This is a genomic window from Aeromonas sp. 30P (genome assembly GCF_051919805.1).
GTDB classification, from domain to species: domain Bacteria; phylum Pseudomonadota; class Gammaproteobacteria; order Enterobacterales; family Aeromonadaceae; genus Aeromonas; species Aeromonas veronii.
In genome coordinates this window covers 578,779-599,747 of the sequence record NZ_JBQBEA010000001.1, presented here as the reverse complement: position 1 = coordinate 599,747, position 20,969 = coordinate 578,779, and the positions used below count along the sequence as shown (strand labels likewise).

The following is a 20,969-nucleotide window of genomic DNA, read 5'->3' as shown; positions in this document are numbered from 1 at the left end:
CCATGAAACCGACTCTTAGCGCCCTGACCCTGCTGGCCTCCCTTTCCGCAGCCCTGCTGGCTCCGGCCCTGCACGCCGCCCCCTTCACCCCGGAGCAGGAGGCCCGCATCAAGGAGCTGATCCGCGAGACCCTGATCGCCAACCCCAAGATCCTCGATGAGGCCGCCGAATCCTGGGAGAAGCAGAACGCGGCAACCCAGGAGGCGCAGCTTGGCAACTTCATCAAGGGCAACAAGGATGTGCTGTTCAACAGCGCCACCAGCCCGCGCCTCGGCGCCAAGAACCCCAAGCTGACGCTGGTGCTGTTCACCGACTACAACTGCCCCTACTGCAAGCAGTTCGATCCCCAGCTGACCAAGCTGCTCAAGGCCTATCCGGACGATCTGGGGCTGGTGATCAAGCTGCTGCCGTTCAAGGGGCAGACCTCCGCCAAGGCGGCCCAATACAGCCTGACCCTGTGGCAACAGGATCCCGCCCGCTTCCTCGCCCTGCATGACAAGCTGATGAGCAAGCAGGGGATGCTGACCGAGGCGGATATCAACAAGGCGCTGGCGGCCACCGGCAACGTGGCGCTCAAGCCCGCGCCCAAGGCGACCGAAGAGCTGCGCAACAGCCTGCGCATTGGCACCATTCTGGGGGTGCAGGGCACACCGGCGACCCTGATCGGTAACCAGCTGGTGCCGGGCGCCGTTCCATATGAGGAGCTGGAGCAGCTGGTGAAGGCCGAACTGGCCAAGCTGGGGTAAGGGATGGCAAGCACCAACCCTCAACCCCGCTGGCGACGCTGGGGCAAGGAAGCGATCTGGCTGCTGTTGCTGGCGCTGGTCATCTCGACCCTGCTCGATCTGTGGCGCAGCCCGACCCTGCCGGAGGGGGCGATGAGCGCCCCCGTCACTCTGCAGGATGGCACCAGTACGGATCTCGCCACCCTGAGCCGCGGCAAGCCGCTGCTGGTCTACTACTGGGCCAGCTGGTGCGGGGTGTGTCGTTTCACCACCCCGGCCGTGCAACAGCTCTGGCAGGAGGGGGGAAACGTGCTGACGGTGGCACTGCGCTCCGGCAATTCGGAACAGTTAGGCAAGGGGATGAGCAAGAAGGGGCTCACCTTCCCGACCCACAACGACGAGTCGGGAGCGCTGGCCGCCAAGTGGCAGGTAGGGGTCACCCCGACATTCCTCGTTATCAAGGATGGGACGCTTGTGAGCAGCACCACCGGCTGGAGCTCGAAGTGGGGCTTGCAACTACGGCTCTGGTGGGCGTCGCTCTAGCCACGCAGCATCGTTGCCTGCAACAGGGCCATCCCACCGGATGGCCCTTTTTTATGCCGACATCAGGCGGGGAGCTGCATCCCGCGCACCTGCTCCAGCAGGGCGGTCACCGCCACCGATCGCAACGCATCCGGGGCGTAGCAGAGCCCCACCCGCCGCTTGAAGGAAGAGGCCGCCAGCTCGGCGACTGTACAGCCGGGCGGGCAAAGCGAACGGGGCAACCAGGCGATCCCCGCCCCGGCGGCCACCATGGTTGCCGCCAGTCGCAGCGACCCTGCCCGCCGCGGATAGAGGGGCGCCTGATTGCCGAGGATGGCGATCAGCCGCAGGTGGGAGTCGTGGCGCGGGCAGGTGACCCAGGGCTCGTCCGCCAGCGCATCCGGGGTGAGCGATCCCTTGCCCGTCAGCGGGTGATCCGGCGGCAGCACCAGCACGAACTCCTCCTCCAGCAGAGGGATAAAGAGCTCGTCGCCACAACGCAGGGATTCACACCCCAGCCGCACATCGCCACAACAGCCCTCATCCAGAGTCAGCAGGATCTCCTCGTGGGCGAGTACCCCGTTGACCAGCGTCCCCACCACGCCATCACCCAGATCCGCCTCAATCCCCACCGTCAGCTCGAGGCAGGGGGAGGTTTCACGAAACTCGCGGGCGAGGGAGTCGGTGTCGGCGATCAGCCGCTTGGCGCGGGGATAGAGCCGGTGCGCCGCTTCGGTCCCCTCCACCCCGCGCGCCTGCCGCACAAACAGGGTCACTCCCAGCTCATCCTCCAGCATCTTGATAGTGGTGGAGAGGGTGGGCTGGGTAATGAAGAGGCGGGTGGCAGCCGCCGTGATGTTGCGCTCCTCGAAGACAGCCACAAACGCACGCAGGGTTCGCACATCCATAGAATTCACCTATACCAGACAGTCATAAAAGCCATTTTTCACGGCGACACGGGGCAAATATAGTGGCTTACCTGCCACAAGGCATCCCAATTTCCAATATCAGCGTCTATCAACACAGCTAGGAGCCATCATGCGCCATCTCTCTGTCATCGGCCTCGGGGCCATGGGCTCCGCCCTCGCCACCACCCTGATCAAGGCGGGCCATCCGGTCACCGTCTGGAATCGCAGCGCCGCCAAGGCCGCCCCGCTGCAAGCGCTGGGAGCGACTCTCGCCCCCTCGGTTGGTGCAGCCATCGCCGCAAGCGATATCACCCTTGTCTGCGTCGATAACTACGCCGTCAGCCAACAGTTGCTGGACGATGCGAGCGATGCCGTGGCGGGCAAGCTGCTGGTGCAGCTCTCCACCGGCAGCCCGCAGGGGGCCAGAGCGCTGGAGAGCTGGAGCCATGCCCGCGGCGCCCGTTATCTCGATGGCGCCATTCTCTGTTTCCCGGATCAGATCGGCACCAGCGATGCCAGCATCATCTGCTCGGGGGCCAGCACCGCCTTTAGCGACGCCGAACCGGTGCTGCGCCTGCTCGCACCTACCCTCGACCATGTGGCCGAGGCGGTGGGCGCCGCCGCGGCGCAAGATTGTGCCGTTGCCGCCTACTTTGCCGGTGGTCTGCTCGGTGCTCTGCACGGCGCGCTGATCTGCGAGGCGGAAGGGTTGCCGGTAGCCAGGGTGTGCGCCCAGTTCAGCGAGCTCTCGCCCATTCTCGGTGGCGATGTGGCCCACCTTGGCAAGACGCTGGCGAGCGGCGATTTCGATCACCCCTACGCTAGCCTGAAAACCTGGAGCGCCGCCATCAGCCGCCTCGCCGGTCACGCCACCGATGCCGGGATCGACAGCCGCTTCCCGCGCTTTGCCGCCGATCTGTTTGAGGAAGGGGTGGCGCAAGGGTTTGGTCAGCAGGAGGTGTCGGCCCTGATCAAGGTGCTGCGGGCGCGCAATGGAGCGGCACAATGAACGGTAAACAAATCGCACTGGTCACCGGCGCCGCTGGCGGGATTGGCCGCCAACTCTGCATCGGGCTGGCCGAGGCGGGTTATCGGGTGATCGCCACCGATCTGGCCTCTCACGCTTTCGACCATCCCGAGATCCACTTTCACCCGCTCGATCTGCGGGATGAGCAGGCCATCGTGCGCCTCTTTACCGAGGTGCGCGCGCAGCATGGCGGCATCCACCTGCTGATCAACAACGGCGCCATCAGCAAGTTCCACACCCGCTTCGAGGAGCTGAGCGCAGCCCAGTTCGATCAGGTGATGACGGTCAATGTGCGCGGCGCCATGCTCTGCGCCCGCGCCTTTGTGCAGGCCAACCGCGATCTGCCCTATGGCCGCATCATCAATATTGCCTCCACCCGCTGGCAGCAGAACGAACCGGGTTGGGATGCCTACGGCGCCTCCAAGGGGGCACTGGTCGCTCTCACCCAGTCCCTCGCCAACTCGCTGGCCGACCATCCCATCACGGTCAATGCCATCAGTCCGGGCTGGATCCAGGCAGAGGATTACCACACCCTGACCGAAGCGGATCACCGCCAGCACCCGAGCGGCCGGGTCGGTCGCCCCGACGACATCACCCGCGCCTGCCTCTTTCTGGCGGATCCTCGCAACGACTTTATCAACGGTGCCAATCTGGTGGTCGATGGCGGGATGAGCAAGAAGATGATCTACCACACCTCCGCCTCCTTCTGGGAGGAGTAACCCCTGCGGCGGCAGCCCGATTTGCGCTGCCGCTGACATATCCCGCCATCTCACCCCACACTCGCCCCTGACCATTTTTTCATCGCCTTCCCGTGCCCGCCCCTTGCACTGGCCAGACCGACTGGCAACAATAGACGCTCAACTGACACCTCTTCATCTCGCCCGTTAATTGATCGCCCAACTCATCGCGTTGGCGGGCTGTTTCCGTTAAAATGACGGGTTTTTGCCGTGCCTGGTTTGCCAATCTCCACCATCAGGCACTCGCAGCGTGAATCCTATGATGCCAGTGATGCAGGATCTGCCATGAACAACTACTTTCGGGTGCTGGGCGTCAAGTCCAACGCCAGCGAAAACGACATCAAGAAAGCCTATCGTCGGCTGTCGAACCAGTACCACCCCGACAAGCTGCACGGGGCCAGTGAAGAAGAGAAAGAGCAGGCAGCCATCAAGCTGCACCAGGTAAAGCAGGCCTATGAAGTGCTGTCCGATCCGAAACAGCGAGCCGCCTTTATCAAGGATTTCAACAACGTCATCGTGACCGACCCCGCCTCCGCCATGCAGGAGATGTGGGATCAGTTCTACCCCTGAAACAGCAGGCAGAAAGAGCAACTATGCAAAAGAGATGGGACCAGGCGCGGCTCAAGTCGCTGCAAAGCGATGCCAGCGAAAACATCGAATCCTACCGGGATCAGGACGACCCCAAGGGGCTGGAACAGTTCACCGACCAGATGAAGAGCCTGCTGCTGGCCGATATGAGCATGCTGGAGTTTATGCCCGAGTATCTGCCGCTGGCCCTCTATGGCCGGGTGCAGTTCCCGGCCAAGGCCAAGTCGCTTGGAACAAGTGGCTCACCAGCGGCGAGCAGCCGGGCTGGGACGAGTTCAAGGTGAGCGTCGGCTTCAACAACGCCGCCCTGCCGCTGGTCAAGGCGGTGCGGGCCCAGAGCGAAGATCAGCTGATGGAAGCCTGCGCCGTGCTGTTCCTGCTCGACAACCCGCTGCCGCGCGGCAGCCACCGCGGCGATGACGACTATGAGCTGCGCGACGAAGAAGATGAAGACGGGGAAGATGCCGACGCCGACTACCACGGCGGCAGTGACCGCTATGGTGATGACGACGGCGATCAGGATATGTACGACGAAGTCCGTTTCTAATTGGGGCAAGGCATGAGCAACAGTCTGATAGAAATTACCGCCATCGAGATCAAAGAGCTGGCCGTTATCGAGCCGAAGCAGGCCAGCGAGAAGTTCGAGCTGATCGCCAAGACCATGTCTGACGACCAGCTGGCAGAAGTGATTGAAAACATTGATATCGTTACCCTGACCCAGATTAACGGCCAGCACGATATCTCCTTCCCCTCCATCATCTCCGAGCTGATGACCCCGGAGCGGATCCGCGACATCGTCTGCCAGCAGCCGCTCTACTGGGAAGAGGCGATCAAGAACAACGCCGATGAGCTGCAACAGCACACCTTCGACTTCCTCAACTACCTGATCCGCACCCAGGATAGCGAAGCCAAGCAGCGCGAGATCCTCGAGTGCGTGGCCGAAGATCCGGCCGGTCTCTTCTACCTCGCCATCCCCTTTATCGAGTTCTATCGCGGCGATCGCTATGAAGAGGACGAAGGCTATCGCGACGTGCTGCACGCCGAAGAGGAAGATCTCGAAGAGTCCCTGCGCTACAGCGAGCGCCAGCAGAGCGAGGATGTCCACGACTACGCGCTGGATGACCCGCGCAGCCTCTTGATGCTCATTCGCGAGCTGGCCCCCGAGGTGGAGAAAGCCATCAAGGCGCTGCTGCGCAACGAGCACTCCACTTGGGACGGCATCATCAACAAGTTTGCCGCCGAGCTGGTGATGCAGGCCAAAGAGAAGAACAAGGTCGAGGAAGACGAGTACGGCGACGTCGACGACATGTTCAGCTTTCTGGATTAAGGAGCCCATTCATGCAGTTAGTCATTCGCGATGCCAACCAGGGCCCCTTTCTGACCCAGGTGCTGCGCTTTGGCCGCGACAATGAACGTTTGAGCGAGCAACAGCTGGCCGCCATCAAGGGCAAGGCGGTGCTGATGAGCCTCAAATTCGCCGACAAATACTACAACAAGTACAAGATGCACCTGCTGGAGCAGGCAGCCCACGACGTCATCGGCGTGGTGAGCCTCGGCCTGCAGGAGCTCTCGGCGCGGGATCCGGCCAAGGCGCTGGCGCTGCTGCAGGCGCCGGAAGGCCCCATCAAGCCGTTCCAGAAGGGCTGGTCGATGCTCATTACCGTCAGCCCCAAGCAGGCTGGCAACAGCCTCTACGGTGATGTGGATGCGCGCCTGCTGGACAAGATCTCGAGCCCGCCCGATGTGGAGGAGTGGCAAGGGTGGCAGGAGTACGAGAAGGCGCTGACCGAGCACAACAAGAGCCGCCTGATGGAGCTCATCGACCAGCACTTCTTCGCCTGCGAGAGCGATCACCCCACCATGGAGGACAAGCTGGCCGAAGCGCTGCTCTACCGCATCCTCTGCGGCAAGGGCAGTGGCGCCGCCCCGCTCAAGGTGAAGCAGGATCTCAAGCGCAAACTGGCGCGGGAGATTGAGCTCGACGAGAACTGGTACGACACCGACTACCTCGCCGCCCAGCTCGCCCTGATGCTGAGCGCGCTACCCGCCGACATGGCCGCCGCCCTGCGCCAAGAGCTGAGCCCGGGCTTTGTGCCCAACCTGCTCCACACCCTCGGCTTTGTGCGCCAGTACCAGCTGCTGCAAAAAGAGAACGCCTCGCCGGAGAAGCTCGACAACGTCGAGATGCGCGCCGGTCTCAAGCACCCGCTGCTCGGCTGGCCGCTCTACCACGACTTCTAAGGCAGCTTCGCCACCTATCAGTCGCACCACAACGCCCGGCCTGCCGGGCGTTGTTCTATCCTCCCCTCACCCTCTCGACAGCAGAGAGGGAACACACGCAAGTCACCCCGGGGCTGCCCCTTCTCTTCCCGATATTTATTCACTCAACGCCCGAAAATGAATAAACAACCTGCAATACAACAACTTGGCGCCAGCTGCGTTTCGGGACAGCAAAGCGGGACGCAGATCCCGCTATAGCGCCATAATCGGCACAAAATAGCCGACTGGATCACATCAACCGTGCCGCAATCGCGTGGTAAGCCGAGCTACAACCACGGCTCAATCGCGCATAAAAAGGCGGAATAGATCAATAAAAAGCAATTAATCGCGCCGGATTAAATTTCAGGTATGGCTATTTGCACCGCTTGGCCGCTAAATGACAGACCGGCCTTCAGACCAGCATGGAAGCGCACAAGGCTAGCCGGCAGCAGACCGGTACGCTCTCAGGACGAGTAATGACTTTCTTCTCTCACAGGAGACAGACCGTGAGCGCTTCGAATCAACACCCCACCATTCCCCCCGGCTCCGGGGCGCTGTTCTTTATCCAGACCTTCTCGACCCTGGGGTTTGCCGTGCTCTACTCCACCCTGGTGCTCTACGCCACCAAACGGCTCGGCTTTAGCGAATCCCAGGCCAACGCCATGATGGGGGTCTTCGGGGCCTTCAACTATGGCCTGCACCTGTTTGGCGGCTATCTCGGCGGGCGCTACCTCAGCAACCGCAACCTGTTCGTGATGGGGATGGTGCTGCAGGTGATCGGCTGCTACTTCATCGCCGAGATGGGGATCACCGGCCTCTACTGGGGGCTCGCCATGTTCCTCACCGGCAGCGGCCTCAACGTTACCTGCCTCAACATGATGCTGACCCAGCGCTTCGCCCCGGATGATCACCGCCGCGAGAGCGCCTTCCTGTGGAACTACGCCGGGATGAATCTTGGCTTCTTTATCGGCTTCACGGTGGCGGGCTATTTCCAGCTCACCGAGGATTACCGCACCCTGTTCCTGTTTGCGACGCTGGGCAACATCATCGCCATCATCGCTACCTTCGCCTGCTGGCCGATTCTGGCGGATATCAGCACCCCGCTGCGCCATATCAAGGGGCGTGGTTTCTATCTGCGAATGCTCGGTGGCCTCGCCATTCTGGCCATGCTGGTGCCGGCGCTGCGCCTGCTGCTGACCCACGCCAGCTTCAGCGGCAGCTTCGTGCTGATCCTGGGGGCCGTGGTGCTGGTGCTGCTCTGCGTGATGACCGCCCGCCACCCGGACGCCGCCGAGCGCAGCCGCATGGTGGCCTACCTGATCCTCGCCCTTGGCTCCCTTATCTTCTGGTCGCTCTACCAGCTGGCGCCCATGGGACTGATGCTCTTCTCCGAGCACAACATCAACCTCAACGTGTTCGGGCTGCGGGTCGCCCCCCAGTGGATCCAGAACATCAACACCATTGTCATCGTCATCGGTGGCCCGCTGATGGCGCTGCTGTTCAAGCGGCTGCGCGAACAGGGGTGGAATATCGACATCCCCTCCCAGTTTGCCGCCTCCCTGTTCTGCATGGGGCTCGGCATGCTGGTGCTGCCGATCGGCATCCATCTGGCGGGGGCCGACGGGCTGGTCGCCTTCAAGTGGATCGCCATCAGCTATGTGCTGCAGAGCTTTGGCGAGCTGCTGATCTCCCCCATCGGCTACGCCATGATTGGCAAGCTGGCCCCCGCCAGCCTGCAAGGCTTGATGATGGGCTGCTGGATGATGGTCACCGGCGTCGCCTCGGTGCTGGCGGGCTATGTCTCCAGCGCCATGCCGCAGAATATCGGCAGCTCTCCGGTGGCCACCAACTCGGGCTACAGCTCGGTATTCAATATGCTCGGCTGGGGCTCGCTGGCGGGCGGCGTGGTGTTGCTACTGCTGGTGCCGCGCCTGCGCCAGCTGATCGCCTCGAAAATTGCTCCGCCACCGGCGGCGACAGCCATTCCTGTCTAATTGGATTCGGGCCAGCCATTTTATTGGCCCCTGCCAGTGCGGACGGTTGAATCAGCAACGCGGCTGATAATGCGAAGGGCCCCGCCATCATGGATGGCGGGGCCCTCTCTTTTGGTGGGATGGATGACTCTTTTCAGGTTGGCAACCTGGCACCTATTGCGGCGTTTGCCCCTATCGTCAGCTTTCCCTCACCCTAACCCTCTCCCAAAGGGAGAGGGGATCAGCACCCGCCACTCTGTAGCCATAGCTGTAACCGTTAGCAATCACGCCATACCACGGTCACTATCAATGGCTGCGATCTCTGCTCCCTTCTCCCAATCTTTGCCATAGATAGGGGGAGAAAGGTCGGTGAGGAGGGAGAGCAAACCACCGACAAGCAGCAGAGCGTTAAATCAAGCAGGAACGCGTAGGGTCGATTAGCGAAGCGTAATCGTCCGCACCGCAACCTCAGTGGCAATGAACATATAGATCTGCTGGAGCACCTGCAAAATTGTGGCAACCCGTTTTCGCGATCATCTGATTACGCTTCGCTAATCAGACCTACGGGCCTGATTTAAGTATCGCGAATCATATCTACAACTCTAATATTATTTACAACAAGGGGTCGTTTGATTCTGGTAAAGTATCTACGGTTAAACTAACCCGCACCAGAAAAAATTGTTATCAGGTTTATAGTAATTAATCTTTAATGTAAAAAGTAATCGATTAAGGCATATAATGACTCCCGAAGAACAAACAATAAAAAAAAATGAAATCAACACTACCATCTCAAACATACGAGGAGTAATTAACGAATTATTTACAAAACATTCTGACTTACCTAGTGATCTTAAGAAACCACTTTTCAGCTATCAGCATTACCTAAACTCATTAGATAAATCACTGATCTCACAAGACGCTAGTGAAGATATACTATTTTACGTGAATAAGATGCTAGGACGCGCTCAAGAATTACTCCTATCTCTGACTTTACCAAGAAATGAAGATCTATTTAGCACACAAACACGAATAGATGGCAACCTCATAAGGATTGCAGAAAAATTACATGCAATCACGAATTTTTTGGCAAAACAAATTCGAGTTTTACCAATTACGTCTTTCGCAAAAAAGGCCTATAAAAATGCATTTATTGCACAAGACAACATTATATCCTCACAAAGAAAAATAGATGAAATACGAGCAACAACAAGCAGATTATTTGATGACGTTCAAGATGCACAAAATGAAATAAAAGTAAACTCATCAGATTTGGCTAATATTAAAGATAATATTAAAAACCTTGATGAACGAATAAAAAACATAGACAAGGAAATTACATCATTCATAACAAACAAAGAAAAAAATATTTCAGATATCATAAAAAGCATGAAGGATAAACAAAACGAGATCAATTCTCTAGCTGGTATCATGTCAGGCACAGCAATTCATGGTAGTTATTCCCAATGTGCAAAAACTGAAAAATCATGGGCAGATAATACACGATATGTCTCATTTGGTATTATGGTCATTGTTATTGGCTTAATTGGCTACTCATTGTACGAGTCCACAACTGATGATTTTGATTTTAAAACTGCTTTGTTTAGAATGATTTTCTCTATAGCTTTATCTATACCAGCAGCTTACGCAGCTAGAGAATCAGCAAAGCACCGTAATCAACAATATCATTATCAAAGACTAGCAATGGACTTGAAATCTATAACACCTTATTTATCTTCTCTGCCTGATGAGATACAACATAAACTAAAAGCTGATATGGCCAATAAAATTTTCGGGCACAGCCAAGTGGAATCAAGCATATCAGAAGCTTATCCAATAAACATCCAAGAGCTTTTAATTGCTATTATTGGAAAATTACAAGATTCAAAAAAAGAATCAGAAGCCCCACCTAAAGTAATTAGCAAATAAATTACTATCATTCCCGATAATAGAAGGGCGCTTTCGCGCCCTTCTATATTAATTACCCTTCCTGATTTTCCCCGGCTGCCGGCTCGGCACCGGCGGCGGGTTCAATCTCGATGCGATCGACTCGCTGCAAACCGCGGGGCAGCTTGGCGCCGCGACGGCCGCGCTCGCCGCGGTAGTAGTCGAGATCAGAGGGTTTCAAGGTCAGCTTGCGCTTGCCGGCAAACAGGGTGACCGACTGGCCCTGCGGGATCACGGCAGCCATCACCACAAACTCCTCCCGCGCCTTGACTCGAGCCGACGGAATGCTGATGAGCTTGTTGCCCTTGCCCTTGCCGAGCACCGGCAGGGTGTTGAGCGGGAACAGCAGCATGCGCCCTTCGTTGGAGATGGCCATGCAGAGATCGGTCTCTGGCGAGCCGATCTTCTGGGGTGCCATCACCTGACCCCCTTCCGGCACGGTGAGCAGCGCCTTGCCGTTCTTGTTCTTGCCGATCAGGTCGTCATAGGTACAGACAAAGCCGTAACCGGCATCGCTGGCGATCAGATACGGCTCGCCCTCGTTGCCCATCACCAGATGGCGCACCTCTTCCCCTGCCCCCAGCGCAAAGCGGCCGGTGAGCGGTTCGCCCTGACTGCGCGCCGATGGCAAGGTGTGAGATTCGAGGGCGTAGGTTCTCCCCAGAGTGGAGAGGAACACCGCCTGCTGGTTGCTGCGGCCACAGGCGTGGGCCAGATAGCTGTCCCCCGCCTTGTAGGAGAGCCCCTCGACATCCACGTCGTGGCCCTTGGCGGCACGCACCCACCCCTTGTCGGAGAGGATGACGGTGACCGGTTCGCTCGGCACCAGCTCTTTCTCGGTCAGCGCCACGGCGGTGGCACGCTCCACCAGCGGGGTGCGGCGATCGTCGCCATACTTCTCGGCATCGGCCAGCAGCTCTTTCTTGAGCAGGGTGTTGAGGCGGCGCTCGGAGCCCAGGATCAGCTCCAGCTTGTCGCGCTCTTCGGCCAGTTCGCTCTGTTCGGCGCGCAGCTTGAACTCTTCGAGTTTGGCCAGATGGCGCAGTTTCAGCTCCAGAATTGCTTCGGCCTGGGTCTCGGTTATGTTGAAGCGCTCCACCATCACCTTGCCCGGCTCATCCTCGGTGCGGATGATCTCGATCACCTCGTCGATGTTGAGATAGGCGATCAGCAAACCTTCGAGGATGTGCAGGCGAGCCAGCACCTTGTCGAGGCGGAACTGCAGACGGCGACGCACGGTCTCGCGGCGGAACTGGATCCACTCGCTGAGGATGGTCTTGAGGCACTTCACCTGCGGCCGGTTGTCGAGGCCGAGGATGTTGAGGTTGACCCGGTAGTTCTTCTCCAGATCCGTGGTGGCGAACAGGTGGGCCATCAGCCCCTCCACATCCACCCGGTTGGAGCGCGGCACGATCACCAGACGGGTCGGGTTCTCGTGGTCAGATTCATCCCGCAGATCGGTGACCATCGGCAGCTTTTTCGCCACCATCTGGGCGGCGATCTGCTCCATGATCTTGGCGCCGGAGGCCTGATGAGGCAGCGCTGTGATGACGATGTCGCCATCCTCCTCGCTCCAGACCGCCCGCTGCTTGATGGAGCCCTTGCCGGTCTCGTAGATTTTGCGGATATCGTCGCGCGGGGTGATGATCTCGGCGTTGGTCGGGTAGTCCGGCCCCTGAATGTGCTGCATCAACGCATCGAGCCCCGCATTGGGGTTGTCGAGCAGCTCGGCACAGGCGTAGGCCACTTCCCGCGCGTTGTGGGGCGGGATATCGGTCGCCATCCCCACCGCGATACCGGTCACCCCGTTGAGCAGGATGTGCGGCAGGCGGGCAGGCAGCACCACCGGCTCCTTCATGGTGCCGTCGAAGTTCGGCGTCCACTCCACCGTGCCTTGCCCCAGCTCGGAGAGCAGCAGCTCGGAGAAGCGCGACAGCCGCGCCTCGGTATAACGCATCGCAGCGAAGGATTTGGGATCATCCGGCGCACCCCAGTTGCCCTGACCATCCACCAGCGGGTAGCGGTAGGAGAAGGGCTGGGCCATCAGCACCATGGCTTCATAACAGGCGCTGTCGCCGTGGGGGTGGTACTTACCCAGCACATCACCCACGGTACGGGCGGACTTCTTGTGCTTGGAGAGCGCTGACAGCCCCAGCTCGCTCATGGCGTAGATGATGCGCCGCTGCACCGGTTTGAGGCCGTCGCCGATATGCGGCAAGGCCCGGTCCATGATGACGTACATGGAGTAGTTCAAGTAAGCCTGTTCGGTAAAGGTGCGCATTGGCTGGCGCTCTACCCCGTCCAGACTGAGCTCGATAGCATCACTCATGTGATTTTCTCTTTCGGTTCGGGAGCCGCCACAGGGCGACTCCGGCTAAATGCTTGCCGGCCCCGACAGGGCCAGCCGACGGCTTAAATGATGGCGAGGTTGCCCTTCTCTTCGAGCCACTCGCGGCGATCGCTCGCCCGCTTCTTGGCCAGCAGCATATCCATCAGCTGCAGGGTCTCGTCAGCCGCATCCCCTTCGCTCTCCCCTGCCGGCTCCATGGTGAGCTGCACCAGACGGCGGGTGTTGGGATCCATGGTGGTTTCCCGCAGCTGTTTCGGGTTCATCTCACCCAGACCCTTGAATCGGGTCACCATCACCTTGCCCTTCTTCTTCTCGGCCTCGACCCGCTGCAACACACCGTTCTTCTCGTCCTCGTCGAGGGCGTAGTAGACCTCTTTACCGATATCGATCCGGTAGAGGGGCGGCATGGCCACATAGACGTGGCCCTTCTCCACTAGCGTGCGGAAGTGCTTCACAAACAGGGCGCAGAGCAGGGTGGCGATATGCAGACCGTCCGAGTCCGCATCCGCGAGGATGCACACCTTGCCGTAGCGCAGGCCGCTGAGATCCTCGGAGTCGGGATCGAGCCCGATGGCGACCGAGATGTCGTGCACTTCTTGCGAGGCGAGCACCTGACCGGCCTCCACCTCCCAGGTGTTCAGTATCTTGCCGCGCAGGGGCATGATGGCCTGAAACTCGCGATCCCGCGCCTGCTTGGCACTGCCGCCCGCGGAGTCACCCTCCACCAGGAACAGCTCCCCCTGCATGGGGTCGGCGCAGTTACAGTCAGTCAACTTGCCTGGCAGCGCCGGGCCTTGGGTTATCTTCTTGCGCACCACCGTCTTGGCGGCGCGCATCCGGCGCTGGGCGCTGGAGATGCAGAGCTCGGCGATCTGCTCCGCCAGCTCGGTGTTGCTATTCAGATAGAGGCTGAAGGCATCCTTCACCACGCCGGAGACGAACGCCGAGCTCTGACGGGAGGAGAGGCGCTCCTTGGTCTGACCGGCGAACTGCGGATCCTGCATCTTGATGGAGAGGATGTAGGCGCAGCGATCCCAGATATCTTCCGGGGTCAGCTTGACCCCGCGCGGCAGCAGGTTGCGGAACTCGCAGAACTCGCGCATGGCGTCGAGCAGCCCCTGACGCAGACCGTTGACGTGAGTACCGCCCTGCGCGGTGGGAATGAGGTTCACATAGGATTCGGCAAGGCATTCGCCCCCTTCCGGCAACCAGCAGAGTGCCCAGTCCACCGCCGATTGTTCGGAGCTGAACGAGCCGATAAAGGGCTGCTCCGGCAGGCAGGTGTACTGCTTGACCGCATCGACCAGATAATCCTTGAGGCCATCTTCGTAGCACCACTCCAGCTTGATGCCGGTGTTCTTGTCGAGGAACTTGATGGTGAGGCCGGGGCAAAGTACCGCCTTGGCTTTGAGCAGGTGCTCCAGCTTGGTGACCGAGAACTTGGGCGAATCGAAGTAGCTCGCCTGCGGCCAGAAGCGCACCCGGGTGCCGGTATTGCGACGACCGCAGGTGCCGGTGATGGTCAGCTCCTGCACCTTCTCACCTCGCTCGAAGGCGATGTCGTAGACCTGACCGTCGCGACGTACCGTCACCTCGACCCGATCGGAGAGGGCGTTCACCACCGAAATACCCACCCCGTGCAGACCGCCGGAGAACTGGTAGTTCTTGTTGGAGAACTTGCCGCCCGCGTGCAGCTTGCAGAGGATCAACTCCACCCCGCTGACCCCCTCTTCCGGGTGGATATCGACCGGCATGCCGCGGCCGTCGTCGATCACTTCGAGGGACTGGTCTTCATGCAGGATCACCTCCAGATTGCGGGCGTGACCTGCCAGCGCTTCATCGACGCTGTTGTCGATGACCTCCTGGCCGAGGTGGTTGGGCCGGGTGGTGTCGGTATACATGCCGGGGCGGCGACGCACCGGTTCAAGGCCATTGAGGACCTCAATGGCATCCGCATTGTATTGAGTAGACATGGAGGGCCTTGCGAATTGACGTTTGGAGGGAATCTTAACTGCTAGGCGGGGGTAGAACAAACTCCCCGCACCGAAAGCTTGATCTGGAGAAGAACAAGCAGGGCGAGACCGCCCTTATTGACTCAAACCTGACTATAACCCGAGGAAACGGATGATCTGGGCGGGGTAGCGCTCGAACGCGACAAAGGCGTGGTTGCCGCCGCACTCCAGCGAGAGGCGGGCAAAGAGGTATTCATCCAGCGCCTTGCGATAGTCGAGCACCTCATCCCCCTGCTGTTGCAGGATCCAGAGTCGCTCCGGCGCCGTCACCGGCACAGCCAGTGCCTGCAGCTCGTCCATATGTTCAGGCAGCAGCTGATACTGCTCCCCCGTATAAGGATTGGTCTGGGGGCCGAGGTAGTCACAGAGCAGCTCGTGCGGGCGCACCGCCGGATTGATCAGCGCCGCGCGGCAACCGTACTGCTCGCTCACCCGGGTCGCCATAAAGCCACCGAGAGAGCTGCCCACGGCACCGAGCTTGAACCCGCTGCCATAACGACGCTGCAGCTCGGCAATGGTCTGTTCGATAGCCGCCCAGGCCGCCGCTGGCGTATTGGGCTGGGCCGGAATGATCACCTCGATGTCGGGCCGGTTGGCGGCCACCCAGGCAGCCATCTGCTGGGCCTTGGCGGAGCTCGGTGAGGAGTTGAAACCGTGCAGATAAAGGAGAACCGACTTCATGGAATGCTCTCTCAATAACCGGTGGCGTTGGGGTCGGGCACAAACTGTCCCACCGGCAGGCGCCACACCTCGCTGGCCACCCGCCCATCCGGATAGAGGGTCAGATAACGCCAGCCCGGGCCGGACTCGTCCAGCGCGAAGCCGTCGGATAGCGGTTTGAACTGAATGCAAGTCGATGGGCTGGCAATCAGCCGCACTCCGCGGTGCACCTCGTCAAACTCCTGATGAACGTGGCCGAACAGGATGGTCTTCTGCTGCGGATGACGAGCCAGCACGGCGAACAGGTCATCGGCATTCTTGAGATTATGCTGATCCAGCCAGGCACAGCCCACCGGCACCGCCTGATGGTGCAGGGTGATAAGGGCGTGGCGATCAGGATATTGGCGCAGAGCACGGTCGAGGGCGGCCAGCTGGTGATCGCCAATCATGCCGTGAGGTTTGCCGCGCACCTGAGTGTCGAGCAGGATCACCTGCCAGTGGTCGCCCACCAGTTGCTTGGATTCACTGATCCCGGCGGCATGGAGATATTCGGTCATCAGCGGGCTGTCATCGTGATTGCCCGGCAGCCAGTAGATGGGGCGGCCAAGGGGCGCCATCATGGAGGCGAAACGCTGATAGGATTCCGGGCTGTGATCCTGCGACAGATCGCCGGTCGCCAGAATTACCTCGTAGGGGTGTTCATTGGCCTGCACCTGTTCCAGCACGGCGGCCAGACTCTCTGCGGTGCGCACAGCCAACAGCCGCCCTTCGGCACTCGCGAAGAGGTGGGTGTCGGTAATTTGCAACAGGCGCACACTGCCGTCCTGCGCCTGGGGGAGCTCTGTTTCCAAAATCACGCTTCTTTTTATTTGTTCAACTGGAGATATTGATCGGGCTGGTACCATGTCTGAGACAAAATTTTAGCCATTCGGCCAGAAACAGATTTACCTGCTCCTTTTCGTCCCGCTGGTGCATCTTTTTATTGGGATAATCATAACGTGGTTGCAAACGGGAAATCTGTTGCGCTGCACACACTTCCGCCATCCGCACATCATGATACAAACGAATCTCTATCTGAGCTTGTAAATATTCGGGCAATTCGGGGTTGTGCTGGCTCAGGATCACCTGATTGGTGAAGCGACTCTCGCCAATGATGGTGAGCTGGAACTGCAGATCGTTGCCGACCCGATAGCGGCGCTCGGCTCCCACCTCCCCTTCCGGCGGTAGCAGCTTCATCAGCGCCATATAGTTGACCTCGCAGGTACGCTGCAAGGACATCAGGTCAGGCACATAGCGCCTGCTCTGTTGCAGGGTCAGCGCCACCTCAGCGATCCGCCAGCCAGCGGGCACGCAGCTCGCCATGGTTGAGGGCCAGCCACTGCAGGGCGATGACCGAGGCGGCGTTGTCGATGCGCCCCTCTTTGAGCCAGGCATAGGCCTGCTCGCGACTCACCACATGCACCCGGATATCCTCGCCCTCATCAGCCAGACCGTGCAGACCGCTCGCCTTGCTGGCATCCACCTCGCCCACATAGACCTCGATCCGCTCGGTGCTGCCGCCCGGGCTCACCAGATAGCTGATGGCATGTTCGCTGCGGGCCACTTCGATCCCGGCCTCTTCCACCGCTTCGCGGCGCACCACCGCCTCGGCGGTTTCCCCTTCGTCGATAATGCCGGCCACCAGCTCCAGCAGCCAGGGGGTCGGGCTGGTCTCCATGGCGCCAATGCGGAACTGCTCCACCAGCACTATCTGGTCGCGTACCGGATCATAGGGAAGCAGTGCGGCAGCATGGCCCCGCTCGAACAGCTCGCGCACGATGGGTTGGTTCCAGCCGCCTGCAAATAACCGATGCTGCAAACGATAGACATTCACCTTGAAGAAGCCGTTATATCCAGCTGATTTTTCAATGATTTTTACATCATCGGCGGCGTAATGCCGATCTTGCGGCAAGGGTTGCTGCGACATCCGGGGCTCCCGTCAGCTTGACTTGTATCAGTTTGACCATAAAATCCGAGGAACATGAATGAACGTTCATTCACTCGGCGTGCCATGGTAATGAGGGGTGGATTTTAGCAGCCACAGACCATTTGGCTAGGCGCGCGGGGAGAAAACTGCGTCCGGTTCTTGACGTTCCCGTCACCGGACCTGAGACTCTTAGCATTAAATTTTGCTTATAGTAGAGTGATTAAGCTGCAATCAAGCTTGGTCGGTGACAATATTTGCCTCTCCAGCAACCAGTTTGGGTTACTACATAAGGTTAAAACGATCTATGAAAAGAACACTTTTGTCAGTCATGGTGTTGCTGGGCGTCAGTGCCGGTGCCCATGCCGAAAACCTGCTCGACATCTACCAGCAAGCCCAGATCAAAGACCCGCAGTTGCTGCAGTCCAAAGCCGTTCGCGACCAGGCCTTCGAGAAGATCAACGAATCCCGTGCCCCTCTGCTGCCCCAGATCGATCTGGGTGCCGGGCTCAATTATCTGCAAAACAAGAACGACACCCAGAGCAATACCAACGCCAAGGGTGAAGTGACGCTGTCGCAATCCCTTTATCGTCGCAGTAACTGGGTCAATCTGGATATCAGCGAGAAGCAGGCCACCCAGTCTGATGTCGCCTACAACCTCGAAATCCAGAACCTGATGGTGCGCACCGCCAAAGCCTACTTTGATGTGCTCAAGGCGATGGATACCCTGGAGTTCGTCCGTGCCAACAAGGTTGCGGTAGAGCGTCAGCTGGAGCAGACCCAGCAGCGTTTCGAAGTGGGCCTGACCGCCATCACCGACGTCCATGAAGCAGAAGCCTCCCGTGACCAGGCGCTGGCTGACGAGATCAATGCCGAAAACTCGCTGGATAACAGCTACGAAACCCTGCGCGAGCTGACCGGTATCGATCACCGCAATCTGGACGTGCTGAACACCGATCGTTTCAGCCCGCAGAAAACCGCCTTCGGCTCCGACAAGTGGCTGGAGCTGGCGCTGGACAAGAACCTGCAACTGCACAGTGCCCGCATCAGCAAGGACATTGCCAAGGAGCAGATCGATCTGGCCAAGACCGGCCATGAGCCGACGCTGGATCTGGGTGCCGGACTGCAAACCAGCAATACCGATTACAAGCTGGATAGCATTCCGGGCGGCAATGACAATCAGGCCAATATCGGTCTGACCTTCAAGCTGCCCATCTACAGCGGTGGCGCCACCAGCTCCAAGGTGAAGCAGGCTCAATACAACTACGTAGCGGCCAGCGAACTGCTGGAGAAGAACTTCCGCTCGGTGCAGAGCACAGTGCGCTCCTCCTACAACAACGTGAACGCCAGCATCGGCTCGGTGCGCGCCTACAGCCAGTCTGTGGTCTCCGCCGACAGCGCCCTGAAGGCGACCGAAGCCGGTTACGAAGTGGGTACCCGTACCATCGTCGACGTGCTGGACTCCACTCGCAAGCTGTACGAGGCCAAGCAGAAGCTCTCCGAAGCCCGTTACAACTACATTCTCAATATCCTGAGCCTGAAACAGGCTGCCGGTATTCTGGAAGCGCAGGATCTGGTGGAAGTAAACCAAGGTCTGATGCCTGCCACGGCAAAAGCCAAAGGCTGATAGCCGCTATCGGACATGAAAAAGGCGACCGCAAGGTCGCCTTTTTGTTATCCGTATTTCTGTCGGCTTGCTACCGCCGATAATGAGCCCCGCCAGATTGCGGGGCCAGCAGAACGTTAGCCGCGCTCGCGGATCGTCTTGATGATGTCGGTGGTAGAGCAGCCATCCTCGAAGTTGAGAACGCGCACCTCGCCGCCATTGGCGGTCACCTCGGCGTAACCGGCGATATCTTCCGGCTTGTAGTCGCCGCCCTTGACCAACAGGTCGGGCAGGATTTCGGCGATCAGGCGCTGCGGGGTATCTTCACCAAATGGCACAACCCAATCCACTGCGCCCAGCGCAGCCAGCACCGCCATGCGGCGCTCGGTCGGGTTGACCGGACGACCCGGCCCTTTCAGACGGCGAACCGACTCGTCGGTGTTGACCGCCACGATCAGGCGATCCCCCAGCTTGCCGGCGTTGGCCAGATAGGAGACATGGCCAGCGTGCAGGATGTCGAAGCAACCGTTGGTCATCACCACCTTCTCGCCGCGCAGACGGGCGGCACGAACCGCCACTTTCAGCTGGGCTTCGGACATGACGCCAAAGCCAGTCTCCTGCTCGGTGTAGAGGGCGTTGGCCAGCTCGACCGGACTGACGGTAGAGGTACCCAGCTTGCCGACCACGATACCGGCGGCGGTATTGGCCAGCGCACAGGCTTCGTCCAGGCTCTTGCCTGCCGCCAGCGAGGTAGCCAGGGTGGAGATGACGGTATCACCGGCACCGGTCACATCGTAAACCTCGTGGGCCTGAGCCGGCAGATGCAGCTCCGGCTGGCCTTCGCGGATCAGGGTCATGCCGTTCTCGGAACGGGTGACCAGCAGGGCATCCAGCTCGAAGCGCTTGACCAGATCCAGCCCCTTGGAGACCAGCTCCTCTTCGCTCTTCACCTTGCCCACCACGGCCTCGAACTCGGACATGTTGGGTGTCAGCAGAGTGGCACCGCGATACTTCTCGAAGTCGGTCCCCTTGGGATCGACCAGCACCGGAATACCGGCGGCACGGGCGCGCTGGATCATGCCGGGCACGTCGTTGAGAGCCCCCTTGCCGTAGTCGGAGAGGATCATCACGTCGCTGTTCGGCAGCGCCTGCTCGACCTTGCTCATCAGCAGGGTGGCATCGACGGAGTGGAAGGGCTCTTCAAAGTCCAGACGCAGCAGTTGCTGGTTGCGTGACAGCACCCGCAGCTTGGTGATAGTCGGGAAGTCGGCCAGACGAACGAAATCACAGGCCACCTTGACGCCAGCCATCTGGCCAGCCAAAGCATCGGCAGCCTCGTCCTGACCGGTCAGGCCAAGCAGCACGGCGTGAGCGCCAAGGGCGGCGGAGTTGAGGGCCACGTTGGCTGCGCCACCCGGGCGCTCCTCAATGTGTTCGACCTTGACCACGGGCACCGGCGCCTCGGGGGAGATCCGGCCAGTGGGGCCATGCCAGTAACGGTCCAACATGACATCGCCAACGACCAGAACGCGGGCTTTTTCAAAATCGGGCAGGGTGATCTTCATCTGTATCGACTCTCAAAACCTGAAAAATCAGCGGGCGATTTTATCACACTCTTTTATCCGGTGTAGAAAAAGCCGACCGCAGTTGCCGCCGCTGTCACGCTAACCGGACGCAAGCTACCCCTCTGACCAG

18 protein-coding genes and 1 pseudogene are annotated in these 20,969 nt (G+C 59.6%); 11 read left to right on the top strand and 8 right to left on the bottom strand.

What is annotated here, in order from left to right:
* Positions 1-2 precede the first annotated feature (2 nt).
* Both ACTG2B_RS02910 and ACTG2B_RS02905 read left to right on the top strand, forming a co-directional pair.
* Positions 3-746, top strand: coding sequence for a DsbA family protein (locus ACTG2B_RS02910; protein WP_439995177.1), 744 nt, complete (start codon positions 3-5; stop codon positions 744-746).
* 3 nt (positions 747-749) lie between these two features.
* A complete protein-coding gene (locus ACTG2B_RS02905) occupies positions 750-1,268 on the top strand; it encodes a protein disulfide oxidoreductase (protein WP_439995176.1) in 519 nt (172 codons plus the stop codon).
* 62 nt (positions 1,269-1,330) lie between these two features.
* Here ACTG2B_RS02905 and ACTG2B_RS02900 read toward each other — a convergent pair whose 3' ends face one another.
* Positions 1,331-2,155: a LysR family transcriptional regulator gene (locus ACTG2B_RS02900; protein WP_439995175.1), complete on the bottom strand. Its 825-nt coding sequence runs from the start codon at positions 2,153-2,155 to the stop codon at positions 1,331-1,333.
* Between the two features lie 130 nt (positions 2,156-2,285).
* Here ACTG2B_RS02900 and ACTG2B_RS02895 point away from each other — a divergent pair, with 130 nt between their 5' ends.
* The 8 genes and pseudogenes from ACTG2B_RS02895 to ACTG2B_RS02860 all read left to right on the top strand — a co-directional run bounded on the left by ACTG2B_RS02895 (position 2,286) and on the right by ACTG2B_RS02860 (position 10,665).
* Positions 2,286-3,164, top strand: coding sequence for an NAD(P)-dependent oxidoreductase (locus ACTG2B_RS02895; RefSeq protein ID WP_439995174.1), 879 nt, complete (start codon positions 2,286-2,288; stop codon positions 3,162-3,164).
* Complete coding sequence (locus ACTG2B_RS02890; RefSeq protein WP_139440933.1) at positions 3,161-3,901, top strand: SDR family NAD(P)-dependent oxidoreductase; 741 nt, start codon at positions 3,161-3,163, stop codon at positions 3,899-3,901. Before ACTG2B_RS02895 ends, ACTG2B_RS02890 begins: the two co-directional genes overlap by 4 nt.
* Before the next feature lie 303 nt (positions 3,902-4,204).
* Positions 4,205-4,489 carry a cold adaptation protein ActJcold adaptation protein ActJ gene (atcJ, locus tag ACTG2B_RS02885; RefSeq protein WP_005343121.1) on the top strand — a complete coding sequence of 95 codons (285 nt, stop codon included), beginning with the start codon at positions 4,205-4,207 and terminating at the stop codon, positions 4,487-4,489.
* 23 nt (positions 4,490-4,512) lie between these two features.
* Positions 4,513-5,054 (top strand): annotated as a pseudogene (gene atcA, locus ACTG2B_RS02880) (cold adaptation protein AtcA).
* A 12-nt stretch (positions 5,055-5,066) separates the two neighbouring features.
* A complete protein-coding gene (gene atcB / locus ACTG2B_RS02875) occupies positions 5,067-5,834 on the top strand; it encodes a cold adaptation protein AtcB (RefSeq protein WP_005335887.1) in 768 nt (255 codons plus the stop codon).
* 11 nt (positions 5,835-5,845) lie between these two features.
* Positions 5,846-6,748 (top strand): cold adaptation protein AtcC, encoded by a 903-nt coding sequence (gene atcC, locus ACTG2B_RS02870; RefSeq protein ID WP_429104069.1) that lies wholly within the window; start codon positions 5,846-5,848, stop codon positions 6,746-6,748.
* A gap of 524 nt (positions 6,749-7,272) precedes the next feature.
* A complete protein-coding gene (locus tag ACTG2B_RS02865; protein WP_439995173.1) occupies positions 7,273-8,760 on the top strand; it encodes a peptide MFS transporter in 1,488 nt (495 codons plus the stop codon).
* A gap of 717 nt (positions 8,761-9,477) precedes the next feature.
* Entirely contained in the window at positions 9,478-10,665 is a 1,188-nt protein-coding gene (locus ACTG2B_RS02860) for a hypothetical protein (protein WP_439995172.1), read from the top strand.
* A 52-nt stretch (positions 10,666-10,717) separates the two neighbouring features.
* On the opposite strand, the gene parC is transcribed toward ACTG2B_RS02860, so the two are convergent.
* The 6 genes from parC to nudF all read right to left on the bottom strand — a co-directional run bounded on the left by parC (position 10,718) and on the right by nudF (position 17,671).
* Positions 10,718-13,012 carry a DNA topoisomerase IV subunit A gene (gene parC / locus ACTG2B_RS02855; protein WP_159162887.1) on the bottom strand — a complete coding sequence of 765 codons (2,295 nt, stop codon included), beginning with the start codon at positions 13,010-13,012 and terminating at the stop codon, positions 10,718-10,720.
* A gap of 83 nt (positions 13,013-13,095) precedes the next feature.
* Positions 13,096-15,006, bottom strand: coding sequence for a DNA topoisomerase IV subunit B (gene parE / locus ACTG2B_RS02850; protein ID WP_236302263.1), 1,911 nt, complete (start codon positions 15,004-15,006; stop codon positions 13,096-13,098).
* Between the two features lie 132 nt (positions 15,007-15,138).
* A complete protein-coding gene (locus ACTG2B_RS02845; protein WP_439995171.1) occupies positions 15,139-15,726 on the bottom strand; it encodes a YqiA/YcfP family alpha/beta fold hydrolase in 588 nt (195 codons plus the stop codon).
* An 11-nt stretch (positions 15,727-15,737) separates the two neighbouring features.
* Positions 15,738-16,556: a 3',5'-cyclic-AMP phosphodiesterase gene (gene cpdA / locus ACTG2B_RS02840; protein ID WP_041202814.1), complete on the bottom strand. Its 819-nt coding sequence runs from the start codon at positions 16,554-16,556 to the stop codon at positions 15,738-15,740.
* Between the two features lie 22 nt (positions 16,557-16,578).
* Positions 16,579-17,067, bottom strand: a complete 489-nt coding sequence (locus tag ACTG2B_RS02835) for a DUF1249 domain-containing protein (protein ID WP_265344412.1) — start codon at positions 17,065-17,067, stop codon at positions 16,579-16,581.
* Positions 17,030-17,671: an ADP-ribose diphosphatase gene (nudF, locus tag ACTG2B_RS02830; RefSeq protein WP_439995170.1), complete on the bottom strand. Its 642-nt coding sequence runs from the start codon at positions 17,669-17,671 to the stop codon at positions 17,030-17,032. The genes ACTG2B_RS02835 and nudF overlap by 38 nt, the downstream gene beginning before the upstream one ends.
* A 304-nt stretch (positions 17,672-17,975) precedes the next feature.
* Here nudF and tolC point away from each other — a divergent pair, with 304 nt between their 5' ends.
* A complete protein-coding gene (tolC, locus tag ACTG2B_RS02825) occupies positions 17,976-19,295 on the top strand; it encodes an outer membrane channel protein TolC (protein ID WP_005335902.1) in 1,320 nt (439 codons plus the stop codon).
* Between the two features lie 116 nt (positions 19,296-19,411).
* On the opposite strand, the gene hldE is transcribed toward tolC, so the two are convergent.
* A complete protein-coding gene (gene hldE / locus ACTG2B_RS02820) occupies positions 19,412-20,839 on the bottom strand; it encodes a bifunctional D-glycero-beta-D-manno-heptose-7-phosphate kinase/D-glycero-beta-D-manno-heptose 1-phosphate adenylyltransferase HldE (protein ID WP_139495116.1) in 1,428 nt (475 codons plus the stop codon).
* Between the last annotated feature and the right edge of the window lie 130 nt (positions 20,840-20,969).

Excerpts from the sequence above, each read along its gene's own strand:
- ACTG2B_RS02910 (WP_439995177.1), top strand. The coding sequence starts at position 3 with ATGAAACCGACTCTTAGCGCCCTGACCCTGCTGGCCTCCCTTTCCGCA.
- ACTG2B_RS02905 (WP_439995176.1), top strand. The coding sequence starts at position 750 with ATGGCAAGCACCAACCCTCAACCCCGCTGGCGACGCTGGGGCAAGGAA.
- ACTG2B_RS02900 (WP_439995175.1), bottom strand. The coding sequence starts at position 2,155 with ATGGATGTGCGAACCCTGCGTGCGTTTGTGGCTGTCTTCGAGGAGCGC.
- ACTG2B_RS02895 (WP_439995174.1), top strand. The coding sequence starts at position 2,286 with ATGCGCCATCTCTCTGTCATCGGCCTCGGGGCCATGGGCTCCGCCCTC.
- ACTG2B_RS02890 (WP_139440933.1), top strand. The coding sequence starts at position 3,161 with ATGAACGGTAAACAAATCGCACTGGTCACCGGCGCCGCTGGCGGGATT.
- atcJ (WP_005343121.1), top strand. The coding sequence starts at position 4,205 with ATGAACAACTACTTTCGGGTGCTGGGCGTCAAGTCCAACGCCAGCGAA.
- atcB (WP_005335887.1), top strand. The coding sequence starts at position 5,067 with ATGAGCAACAGTCTGATAGAAATTACCGCCATCGAGATCAAAGAGCTG.
- atcC (WP_429104069.1), top strand. The coding sequence starts at position 5,846 with ATGCAGTTAGTCATTCGCGATGCCAACCAGGGCCCCTTTCTGACCCAG.
- ACTG2B_RS02860 (WP_439995172.1), top strand. The coding sequence starts at position 9,478 with ATGACTCCCGAAGAACAAACAATAAAAAAAAATGAAATCAACACTACC.
- parC (WP_159162887.1), bottom strand. The coding sequence starts at position 13,012 with ATGAGTGATGCTATCGAGCTCAGTCTGGACGGGGTAGAGCGCCAGCCA.
- parE (WP_236302263.1), bottom strand. The coding sequence starts at position 15,006 with ATGTCTACTCAATACAATGCGGATGCCATTGAGGTCCTCAATGGCCTT.
- ACTG2B_RS02845 (WP_439995171.1), bottom strand. The coding sequence starts at position 15,726 with ATGAAGTCGGTTCTCCTTTATCTGCACGGTTTCAACTCCTCACCGAGC.
- ACTG2B_RS02835 (WP_265344412.1), bottom strand. The coding sequence starts at position 17,067 with ATGGCGAGCTGCGTGCCCGCTGGCTGGCGGATCGCTGAGGTGGCGCTG.
- nudF (WP_439995170.1), bottom strand. The coding sequence starts at position 17,671 with ATGTCGCAGCAACCCTTGCCGCAAGATCGGCATTACGCCGCCGATGAT.
- tolC (WP_005335902.1), top strand. The coding sequence starts at position 17,976 with ATGAAAAGAACACTTTTGTCAGTCATGGTGTTGCTGGGCGTCAGTGCC.
- hldE (WP_139495116.1), bottom strand. The coding sequence starts at position 20,839 with ATGAAGATCACCCTGCCCGATTTTGAAAAAGCCCGCGTTCTGGTCGTT.